This is a genomic window from Nonomuraea maheshkhaliensis (genome assembly GCF_039529435.1).
Taxonomy (GTDB): Bacteria; Actinomycetota; Actinomycetes; order Streptosporangiales; family Streptosporangiaceae; genus Nonomuraea; species Nonomuraea maheshkhaliensis.
The window spans coordinates 19,752-31,522 of sequence record NZ_BAAAMU010000123.1 but is presented as its reverse complement, the minus strand read 5'-3'; the positions used below and the strand labels follow the sequence as shown (position 1 = coordinate 31,522).

Sequence of the window (11,771 nt, the reverse complement as noted above, 5' to 3'; positions counted from 1 at the left end):
TCGCGATTTTACCGCAGGCGCCTGATATCAACGGTCGACACTCTCCACGTGCGTTACGCATTCAGCCCGCAAACCAGCACGCTCTTGCCCTGGATCTTCGTGTGACCGAACCCGGAACCCTGCTTGGCGTAGCCGAAGGTGCGACGCTGCATCGAGTCGATGTCGAGGAAGGCCAGCACGTCCGCACCCGGCAACAGCCCAGCGTGCGCGGCCAGCCTCACCAGCAACTCGCGCGCGACCTTGTCGAGCTGACGGACGTTGCCCCAGGCGAACGCGCGCAGGAAGGCGCCCACCGTGGACGGGGCGCGGATACCGTCGAAAATTTTGTCCATGCCGCCGTGCCGCAGCGGTTCAGGTCATCGATGCTGTCGGCGCCGCAGGCCATCCCGCCCACGATCGAGACCACCTTCGCCTTTCGCGTTGACACCGTCCGCGGCGCCCAGCGTCACATGCGCATCGACCAGCCGCTCCAGACCGCACCGCTCGGCCAAGCCGCATCGCCGGAGCCAGCCCGCTGTAGGAGATCGCATGCTCGTCATCGAAGATCGCCTGCGTACGGGCGGCGGCGTGGGAGAATCGCACTTACGAGGTGTCCTTTGAAACGGGCGGCTGGAAGCTTGAAGAACTCCCATCCTCCCAGTTCAAAGGGCACCTCAGGCTATTTCCCGGACCTCGCCTCAAGATTCAGACCGTGGATCCAGGCTCAGTGTTGCTGACGGGTACTATGCCGAGTAGATGACGACAGTTGGCCCGTAGTCGTTAAGCCCGTCATTGGCCTCAACGACGAATTTCCGCTGCGGGAACTGTTTCCGCGCGGAGTGCCTCCATGTCTCCGCCATACGTGCAGCAAAGTCCTGCAGAGCTTCATTATCGGCCTCGGACGCAGGGGCAAAGAAGTCCCATAGGTGGACATGGTTGACAACCGCCTCGACCTTCGCCCTGTCACCCTTGAGCTCATTAAACCAGGAATTCACACTATTCTCTTCGAAGGCAAATTCCAGAAATACACAGTCTCGGTATTCAATGAACCGCGGGCAGAGAAGGGTGGCCACCGAGAACGCCTCTGCAACTGATACGTTTGACAATATAAATGTCCTCAGATCGAAGAAGCCAACGTCGGCAGTCCAGTCCTTCACTTGCGGCATATTGCCCAGCTCCACGGTGTAAGCTCTCCTGTCATATCCAATTCCTCGATGCCTGCGGTTTCTCGGCGACATCATCGCCTGACGGATTCGACCGACGAACGGCCAAACGTTAAAGGCGGGACGCCCATGGCCACCACGTGATTGGAAATCACGTGGTGGCCGCCTTCATCTCCAGTTAGAGTGGCGGAATCACGAGACCGCGGATGCTATATCTGCCCTCATCAGCAGCTCGCGCGAGGGAGATCGTCGGGTCCTGCGGGAATCGCAATCTTGCTTTGCTGAGGATAGATCCTTCCGTCTGGAGTCTCGTGCTTGTGAAATACTTGGACGTGAGGCGTCGGAACTGGCACTCCGCCCGGCCCGGGATGTGCCGCCCCGATAAGATCAACTCTGCGAAGGATGATTCCATCGGCATCGTAGACGGCGTAGTTGCTGATCAACCCATTCTGCATCCTGTACAGGATACCGTTCTTTGGTCCACCAGCGTCTATCGCCCCGCCCACCGGAAACCTGCCCTGCCAGAGAGTTCCGCCGCTTATGTCAATTCCGTTGCCAGGATTATCGTTGTGTACCAGCACGGGAGTGGCGCCAGCAACGACGTAGTACGTGTGAACACTGTCGACCGTCAGGTTGTACATGTACCGCAGTCCGCTGAAGGCTCGTACCTTGCGTACCAGTGCTGGCTGTGCGTATGGCGTACGTGTTGCATCTCCAGTACGCAGGTTGGCGGCGTCCACCCACTGCTTACGCTGGGCGTCCCAGAAAGGATGGCGCTGGGTGGTGTGGATTACGGCGGTGCGGCCGTCCAAGGTCTGGATGGTGACATCAGCCATGTCGGTATCCCTGTTGCGGTGCAACGCAGTGACCTTCTTTGCGCTGCTCTTCCCCGTATCAGGATCGGTGGCTAGCACCTCGTCTCCGACTTCGACGTCCTCGATGTTCTTCCGTGTACCGTCAGCCATGAGTACCTGAGTTCCCTCAGCGAAGCTCTGCGGTCTCAGGCAGTTGGTCCGCGGGACTTGGGCGGGATCCTCGCCTCGCATCGATCTAATCGTGGAGGTCAAGCCCTTGGCCGGCCAGCTCCCGAGAATGTCCGCAAGGTCAAGGAGCGCGTCGTCGATCGGCCTTCCGAACAGCCCATCGGATTTCGCCCCGCCGTCCAAATCGGCCCAGTCGCAGTTCGGGAAGCTGCCGCAGTATTCCGCTCGGCCGGCCGCGAGCCAGTGACCCAAGATCACCAGCTCGGTGTCATTCCTCCGCCTGTACTTGTTGTAGACAGCGGCTTCCTTCTTAGCGGCCTTGTTGGCGAGCCCCTCGTAGGTCTTCTTGAGCTCCTTGTCCTCGGCTGTTTCCGCAAGCCTCCGCAATCCTGCTTCGCGCTGGGGGCACTCCCCTGGCTGGCAGGTGTTGTGGCCGTCTACTTCAATGTTGGTGATGGGATTACCGCCGGCGAAGGCGTAGCGATTACTGGTCCAGGGGTCGAGGCCTAGCGAAAGGTCAGCGAGAGCGCCGTTGTACGTGTCGAGGTTTAGGAAGCGGTTAAGGTTGGGGTTGTAATCGCGGAACCCCATGTCATACATGCTGGTGGAGTTGTCCCAGCGCTTAGCGTTGAAGCGGTAGGGGTTGTACTCTTCCTTGGCGGTGGGGTCGATGGGGTCGGGCTTGTCGACACCGGTAAAAAGCTTGTCGTCATTCTTTCCGTAGGCGGTGTATCCGTAGGTGGCGCGCGTGTCGCCCGTTTCGGTAGTAATTTGTTCGACGTCGGTGTGCGGATTATAGCCGTAGTAGGAAAACTCCTCCGCCCCGTCGGCTTCTATCTTGATTTGCGACAAACGCTCGCCCCAAGGCGAGTATTGGAAAGATCTTGTAATCTTGCCCGCCACCTCCTCGTCCAAGACCTCGCCAGCCAGGCCAAGGTAGGAGTAAGTGGTCGTCTTAGCGGCGGCGGTACCTTCCTTTTCAGACTTGGTGGTGGTGCGGTCGAGCGGGTCATAGGTATAGGTCGTGACGGTATTGGTGGCCCCGTCGGTGCCGAGCTTCTCATGCTTGACGACGTGGTCGAAGCCGTCGTAGGTGTACTTCTCCCAGGTCTTGCCGCCGCCCTGGATGGTACGCAACCGTCCGTAGGGATCGTAGGTGTACGTCGATGTCTGCCCGTTGGTGACCGACGTCATCAGACGGTTGCGGTCGTAGGTGAAGGTGGTCTTCTTGCCGAGGACCTCTTCTTCCCAGACGTTGCTGTTGGGGTCGTGGGAGTAGGTCTCGGTCGCCGCGGTGCCGCCGCCGATGGGCGTCTTGACGACCTTGGTGATGCGGTCGCGGGGGTCGTAGGTGTAGGCGTAGTCGTGTTCCAGGTAGGCGCCGGGGTTGTCGGCGTTCTGGATCTTGGCGTGGTCGGTGGCGCGTTGCAGGTTGCCCTGGTAGCCGATGGTGTGCTCGGCCACGACCGCGCCGTTGGGCTTCTTCTCGATCGACTGGCGCAGGACGCCGGACAAGAAGTAGTCGTAGGTGACGGTGTTGCCGTTCGCTTTGGTCTCGGTGTCGCGTTCACCGCGGGAGGTGTAGGTGTACCTGGTTGTCTTGGGAGTGGCGTCGGTCTCGGACTTCTTGTTGACGACCTCCTCGACCAGGTCTCGGACGTCGTAGCCGTAGGTGGCGACCGTCTTGTCATGAGTGCGCTTGGTGACGGCGCTGTTGGGGTTGTACTGGTAGCCGGTGGTGTTCTTCAGCGTGCCGTCGAGCGACTCCTTGATCTGCTCGACCTGGTTGAGGTTGGTGTAGGAGACCTCCCACCGGTCGATCTTGGCGGTTGGGGACTTGTCCTCGATCAGGGTGAGGTTGGCGTTGGCGTCGTAGGTGTAGGTGAAGTCCTTCTTCTCGGTGTCGGACTCGCCGCTGTTGTCACGGACCAGTTTCACCGCGTCGGCCACGACGGTGCCGTTGGCCTCGTCGGTCAAGGTGACGGTGTTGGCGGTGCCGGCAGTGAAGGTGTAGGAGCCGAGTTCGACCCACGTACCGGCGTTCTTGGTCTGGTCGAGGGCGACGGTGGCTTCGCCGTCCTTGTGCTTGACCTTGTACGTGGCGTTGGTGGCCGTCGCGCCGGACGGGTACTGCACCTCCACCTTGTACGTGCCGTCCGAGGGCGTGGTCAGGTTCCAGGTGAAGGCCGACTCGCCGGTGCCCGCTGGGGCGGTGGCGTAGTCGTAGCCGACGAACCCGGTGGCCGGCTCGACCTGCGGGCCGACGATGTTCGACGACGAGCTGCCGCTACCGGCGAGCGTCCAGGTGCCGGTGGTGGTGACCTGGCCGGTGTCGGAGTTGTCGTTCATGACGACGTCGAGGCCGAGCGGGACGCCGTCGTCGGAGTGGGTCTTGAGCTTGCCGTCGGGGTAGTACGACCAGTCCAACGCGCGCTGGCTGGAGCCGCCCGCGCTGGTGACGGTGCGGTTGGTCTGCAGGCCCAGCTCGTTGTAGTCGTAGGTGGTCTTGATGTCCCACGGGTCGGTGGTGGTCTTCGACCAGCCGTTGTCCCAGTAGGTCATCGTGGTGACGTTGCGGATGGACTGCCCGTGGGAGGGCGGCTGGGAGATCTCCTTCAGACGCGAGAGTGCATCGTAGGCGTAGGTGACCTTGTCCGGGGTGTTGTAGACAGGGTCGTCCTTGTCGAAGGGGAAGATCTCCTCGTACGGCCGGTTCAGCTTGTCGTAGCGGGTTTCGGCGACGAAGTCGCCGTCGTCGTCAGTGGTCTCGACGCCGCGCGGGGTGATGGTCCTGGTCTGGTTGCCGACCTGGTCGTAGTCGAACTGGGTGGTGACGTACTTGATGTCGCCGTCGGTCTGCGCATGCGGGACCTGGGTCTTGATGACGTCGCCGCGCTCGTTGTACTCGGTGATCGTCTTGTTGTCGTCCTGGTCGGTCTGGCCGACGACGAGGCCGTCCAGGTCGAACTCGGTGGACGTCTCGTAGCCTGCGGCGTCCTTGGTCTTCTTCACCCGGTGGTTGAGGTCATAGGTGTAGAAGGCCGTGAAGTCGGCGGCGTCGGCGGTGAGGTTCTTGACGGGATCGACGACCTTGGTGAGGTTGCCGACGTCGTCGTACTCGTAGGAGATCTTGTTCTGCCGGTCGTTGGGAACGTCAGGGCTAAAGACGTCCTTCAGCTGGTAGATCGGGTCGTACTCGTACGTGGTGGTGAACTCGGCGGGAGTGTTCGGTGCGATGTACCCGTTGGGCTCGGTCTGGGTCGCCAGGTTGCCGGCCGCGTCCCAGGTGAAGCTGGCCTTCCGCTCCGGGCCGTCCGGGGTGTCGGTGGGCAGCGCCGACTCGAGCAGCTGGTCGGCTTCGTCGTAGCGTGCCGTGGAGACAGCGCCGTTGGGAGCGGTCGCCTTGGTGATGTTGTCGTTGGGGTCGTAGACCGGCGCCGTAGTGACGATGAACTCGTCCTTGTCCTGATCCTTGGGGACACGGGACTCCAGCGGGCGCTTGAAGATGTCGTAGGTCTGGGTGGTCTTCTTGCCCAGCGCGTCGGTGACCGACAGGACGTTGCCGCGCACGTCGTACTGCGTGGTGGTGACGTTGTCGTAGGCGTCGGTGATCTTCTCAGGGTAGCCGGAGGGGTGGTAGTCGGTGAAGGCGGTGGGGTTGCCGTTGGCGTCGACCGCCTTGGTCAGCTGGCCGAAGGGGTCGTACTCGTAGGTGGTGTCGTAGTCGTCGGCGACGTCGGTGGTTTTGACGCCGAGTGGGTCGGTCACCTTGAGCAGGTTGCCGTTGGCGTCGTAGTCGAAGTTCCAGGTGTGACCTTGCGGGCTGGTCTTGCTGGTCAGGTCGGCGACGTAGCCGTTCAGGCCGTAGGCGTAGTCCAGCGTTGTCGCCGGGGTGCCGTTCTTGTTGGCCTCGGCATCCTTGATCTCCAGCGGGTAGCCGGTCTTCTGGTCGTAGCGCCACGTGGTGGTGGCGTCCTCGGTCTCGGTGTTGGGGCGGCCCTTCTCGGTCAGCGTGGTGACGTTGTGGTCGGTGTCCCACACCAGATCGGTGATCTCGCCGTTGGCGTTCGTGATGTCGTCAGGTCGGCCGTAGGCGTCGAGCACGTAACGGGTCGCGTGCTGCAGCGGATCCGTCACCGTGGCGTGGATGACCGCGCCCTGCGGCCCGTCCGGATCCTCGTAGACGAATCCGGTCTTGCCCTCCAGCCGGTCGGTCAGCGTCTGGACCTTCCAGAGGTCTTCCGGGTCTTCGGTCGCGTCGTAGTAGTCCAGCTTCGTGTCGTGACCGCGTGGGTCCTTGACGCTGACCAGCTTGACGTTCTTGTTGCCCTGGGTGGCGTCGTAGACGAAGCCGAACGTCTTGGCCTGCTCATCACCCGCGCCGTCGATCATCCGGCCGAGCAGGCCCTTGTCGGTGTAGACGAAGGTCACCTTCCGGCCGGCGATGTCGGTGATCGACTCGACGTTGTCGATGATGTGCGGGTTGGTCAGCTTGGTGTCGTCGACCGGCTGCCAGTTCTCGTCGTCGATGTAGGTGTAGTCCTGGCCCTTCTTGTAGTAGTCGAAGGTCAGGGTCTGACGGCCGGACACGTCGGTGATGTACTGCAGGAACTTGGTCGGCTTGTTGTTGGACTTACGCCGCTCGTAGGTGAACGACATGGTGTTGCCGTTCTTGTCCACGATCGCCGACTGGAAGCCCTCCTCGTCGAAGAAGAACTGGGTGCGGTCGGGCTTGGTGAACACCCACTGGCGGGCGGGGTCACGCGAGTACTCGTCGGGCCGGTCCGGGGACTCGGCGACGCGCTGCAGGTACAGGTGCACGCCGCGGGGGTGCACGTAGTCGCAGGTGTTCGGCAGGCAGCTGTCGTTACCGTGCTTGTCCAGCGTCCACACGTGGGTGGTGCCGTCACCGTCGGTCAGTCGGACCTGCTCCGGCCACATCTGGCCGGGTGGGTGGAACTGCAGTTGCGAGCCGAGTTTGGCCAGCGTCGAGGTCTGCAGTGACCAGCCGTACCCGAGCGAGGCCGTCGAGGTGTCGAGGCTGTTGTAGGTCATCCGGGCGAACGTCTGCACGCCGCGCGAGGGGTTGGAGAAGGCGTTGTAGCCCCAGACGACGTTGCCGGCGTAAGGGTTGACCAGCGCGGTGCCGCCGGCACCGGTGTTCTTGCCGGTGTAGGTGTAGAACTTCTCCAGCCCCAGCAGGTCACTTGTCGGGCTGTCGAGGCGGATCTGCTGCGGCAGTTGCGGCAGGTGGTGGGTGGCCGACTTCCAGTTGTTGGTCGTCGTGTCCTGAACGTCCCACACCAGCTGGGCGCCCTCGGCCAGGTTGCCGACCGAAGCCGGCGCCTTGATTTGCGCCGTCACGCTCGCAGAGGCGCCCGGCTCCAGCTCGTACGCCAGCGGGGTGAGGAGTCGGCTGTCGTCGGTGGTGATGTCGGTGCCGTCGGGCAGCTTCCAGTGATAACCGACCGCGGTGGTGCCGGCGGGCCAGGTCTCGTCGGTGGTGTTCTTCACCATGACGGTGACCTCGGTGGCCTCGCTGACGTCGAGGCGTTCCGGCGTTCCGGGTGCGTAGAACGAGGTGACCTCGCCGTTGTCGGCGTAGGTGACGGCGAGCTTCGGCCGCAGCAGCGGTTCGGCGGTCTCACCGGCCAGGAACTGCGCGGACTGTTTGGCCGTGCCGGCTTCGTTGTCGACCTTGACCAGCAGGCCGTGGTTGGTGGACGAAGTGGCGGTCCATCCCTTGGCGGCGTCGGTGACGCTCCATTGCCGCCACCCGGCGGTGTCGCTCAGCCCGGTGAGGGTGTCCAGCGCGGTGGCATCGAAGTCACCACCCGGGCTTGACCATGGAGCATTCCAGGTCGCAGCCTCGTCGAACGTGTGCGTTGAAGTGTGGGAGGAGAAGGACGCGCCGCTTCCGGCGGCGGTCGCCTGCCACAGCGACAAACGGGCGTCGGCGATCTGAGCGCCGGCCGGGATCTCGCTGGCGTAGTCGTCGAACCTCACCACCGCACGGGTGTTGCCGAGGGCTGTGGCGGTGTTGCCGACCTGCAGCCGCTTCTGGCCGGCGACCTGATCGTGTCCGCTGGTGGGTTCGCCCGAGGCCAGCGTCGTGTCCGTCGAGGCGTAGAGGGTCTTGGTGACGTATCCGGGCTTGGGCAAGAACACCCGGACCTGCTGGGACGGTACGACCTGGCCGTTCTTCAGCACCGCCTCCACCCAGTAGTTCGCGCTGTGGGTGTAGGAGGGGTCCGCGGCGGCTTCCGGGTCGGCGCCGCTGCTGGTGTCGATGTAGGAGGTGACGTCCGACGGCAGGGTCACGACCAGATCGTCGACGTCACCGCCGGTGGTATTCGCGGTTTCCTGACAGCCGGACGGGCAGATGCGCCGCACCCGATACTCAACCAGGTCATCGGAGTCGTCGTCAGGGGTCGGGTCTGCGTAGGCGCTCCATGACAGCGATGCACCCACCGACGTGGCGAGCGTGGGCTGGTCCAGCTTCACCGACGGCTTGCCGTATGTCACCAGCAACCGCGGGTGCGCGATCGGGTCGACGGTCAGCGGATCGAACGCGCCGAAGTCGTCCATGGCGTGGTAGGAGACCCCGCCCACCGGCGCTGTCTTGGCCTCGTTGACGGCCTTGAGCATGATGCCGGCCATCGGCGCCTCAACGCTGGAGTACCAGCCGTTGACCATGGCGGTGACATCGAACGAGTGCCAGCGCGACAGCTCTCCGACGTTGCGGGTCACGGTCGAGGCGGCGGTGGCGGCGAAGCTGGGCTGGTTGTTCCAGGTGGTGCCCAGCGGGTCCCACGTCCAGGAGTCGTCAGTGATCTCGTGCGCCGCCAGCGTCACCGGCGCGGTCTCGCTGAGCGCCTGGTCGAAGTACACCTCCAGCCGTGCCTCGTCGACCCGGGTACCGATCGGCAGTAGATCTTCCGGATACGATCCCGGAGGACCGAAGTAGAGCAGCGCCCGGTTCAGGCCGGCCGACGTCTTGCCGACCGGCAGCTTCCACGAGTCGGCGAAGTTGCTGTTGCCGGAGGCGTTGGTGACGTAGGTGTCGTAGACGTCCACCCAGTCGTTCATCTTGATGGTGGGGTCGATCAGAACCGGCCACTTACGCTCCGGCGCCGCGAGCCAGGCCGCGTCCGGCTTCAGCGTGATCGTCGCCTCGCTGCCCTGCTGTCCGGACAGCTCCTGGGTGATGGCACCGGTCCGCCTGCCGAACGGAGAAGCCGCATCGGCCTCGGAATCGATCATGTAGGGGCGCGGGATGGTGAACACCGCGTCGTTGCCCTCACCGGTGAAGGCGATCGACCCGTCAGCGTTCTGCCCAGCCCGCAGCCCGCCAGTGGTCTTCACGGTGAACGCGAACGTGGCGTCGGCGGCGGGCGGCTTGGTCAGCCGAATGTGCTCCGTCACCCCGGAGGGGGTGACCGTGTAGATCAGATCGGCCCCGTCCCAGACTCCCGGGTACGTGACCGTCGACCCCTCCACCTGCGGGGTGACCTGCCGGCTCTGCCCGGCCAGACCGATCGTGACACGCCGGTTGCCCAGCCCGATCCGGGCCAGTTTGTCGGTCTTGTCGCCGAACAGGCTCTCAAAGCCGGTCTTGTCGTTGCCCCGGACGAAACCGTCATCCTCGGCCGCGCCGACCGTGACGTCAACAGGCTCCCAGGCTCCAGAGGAATCCTGGTAGAACACCGGCCGGGTGGAGATCTCCGCCTGCGAGCGGCCGTCCTCCAGTTCGTACACCGTGCCGAATCGCCACCGCTTGCCGGCGAGCTCCTTGACGCGCTTGCCTGGCGGCTTCGCCTGTGCGGAAGCCATCGGACGGGTATCCCTGCCCGGCAAAACGATCTTCTGGCTGGACGGGCGCATCTCGCCCTTGGGGTCCTCGGTGAACCAGCCGGTCACCTCTGCGGCCAGCTCGCTCGACTGCTCGACAAGCCAGCCAGTGGTCCGTGTCCATAGGCTCGGTTGCGCCGAGCCGGTCTGTGCCGAGGCGGGCGGCGCGGACATGAGCGTGGTAACCAGCGCCAGCGTAGTGACGGTGACCACAGACGCGCGTAACGGTGGGCGACGTCGAGGCCGGCGGGCACCGACGGCCTGCCGCCGTGGGGATGGTGGTTGCGACACGAACACTCCTTGCACCTGCTGCTCCGAAGAGCGCAGATAAGGGGGATCTAAAGATCCACAGAAGCAAAACAGCCATATCACGCCACAAAGCGGACGATTCCGTCAAGATTCACTTAACGTGACTTTAGAGGCATCCGAACGCTTGCTCGGGCCTTGACGGCTCACTGTCGCTAGCTGCAAACCTTCTCGTAGACGGGGCTCCAGGCCAATGAACACTGTTCTAACGCTGAGTGATCACCGCAGGTCGCCGCAACTGTCCGCTGACTGGACCGGCAGATCCACTCTCAGCAAACTCACAGCTATGCATCGCTCCCGACCCACTGCGGCATCCATTCAGCGAAGATGCTGCGAAGTGGCCCACTGACTGCGATCTTCACCACACGATCTTGACGCCCGTCGGCATCTATGCCTAGATCTGAGACGTTTGTCCCTCGCGCCCCTCGAAGGTCATCCATGCCCCCGGTCGGAACACCACCACAATGACCATCCCTCACGACGCCCCAGTGCAGCAACGCAGCTTCGGAGAAGCTGTGCGAATCACAACCTTCCTGACCGGCCTCCTCCACCTAGCGCTCGCCGCCGTCATCCTCGGCGTACCCGCCAGCATTCCCACTCTGGACGACATGCCGTCCCCGCCCCCGTCACCGTCCCCACTCCCAGCCGCGCTGATTCCGCACCGCGCCGACATCGCATCCGCCACCACGGCGCAGAACTCTCCTGCGGCTCCACCAAGCGCCAAAGGGATCACTCCGATACCGCCCCAGAGCACCCCGACACCCGAGACCTCACGCACCAAGGCACCGCGACGAGCTCCTCGCACCCCCACACCAGGGCAAACCGGCGCAACCACATCCGTGCCCGTCGCGCATGAGCCCAGCCGCCCCGCCGTCACTCCTAGCCACCAACAGCCCAGCGCCCGACGACCCGTCTCCAACACGCGATCCTCCAAATCACCCGCCACCACGCCCGCGAGCAGTAGAGCTCACATCGCTTCAGGAAAATCCAAAGAGCCGTCAGGTCAGACAAAGGAAAAGACACACGGCACCGAAGACCGGCCTGCTGCCGACCCTGCTCATCCGTCCAATACATCAAGGGAGCATCGCCCCGAAGCGCTGTCAGAGAATGGGCTCCCGACACCGGCCCAAACAAATGCTCATACGAATGGGAGGGAGAAACAGGAGTCTGCCCGTCTTGCTCGGCGGTAGCACCGCCTGAACCATAGCTACGGTCACGACAAGTACCGCGACCTGGCGTGGGAGTTGTAGATCGCCCACAGTTCGCCCGCTCCGACACCGAAACACGACTCCGGCTTAGGCAAGCAGCGTTAAGTTGTGGAGCAGCCCTTCGTTCTGATGCATGCCATCCGCCAGCTATACATCTGCTGGCAAGCAGCGCCGACATCCATAAGGATTATCATGGCAGCATGTGTGCTTGTCCGCTGACGGCGCCCATTCTCCGCTAGCAACTTTATGGCCCAACAGGAAGACGCGATGCGTCGTTGACC

3 protein-coding genes are annotated in these 11,771 nt (G+C 63.4%); all 3 read right to left on the bottom strand.

All coding sequences use genetic code 11. The features are described from left to right. Nucleotides 1-53 precede the first annotated feature (53 nt). Nucleotides 54-332, bottom strand: a complete 279-nt coding sequence (locus ABFX54_RS45970; RefSeq protein ID WP_346113354.1) for a hypothetical protein — start codon at nt 330-332, stop codon at nt 54-56. A gap of 390 nt (nt 333-722) precedes the next feature. After that, nucleotides 723-1,136 (bottom strand): hypothetical protein, encoded by a 414-nt coding sequence (locus tag ABFX54_RS45965; protein ID WP_346113353.1) that lies wholly within the window; start codon nt 1,134-1,136, stop codon nt 723-725. Nucleotides 1,137-1,366: 230 nt separating this feature from the next. After that, nucleotides 1,367-10,189: a DNRLRE domain-containing protein gene (locus ABFX54_RS45960; protein ID WP_346113352.1), complete on the bottom strand. Its 8,823-nt coding sequence runs from the start codon at nt 10,187-10,189 to the stop codon at nt 1,367-1,369. Nucleotides 10,190-11,771 lie beyond the last annotated feature (1,582 nt).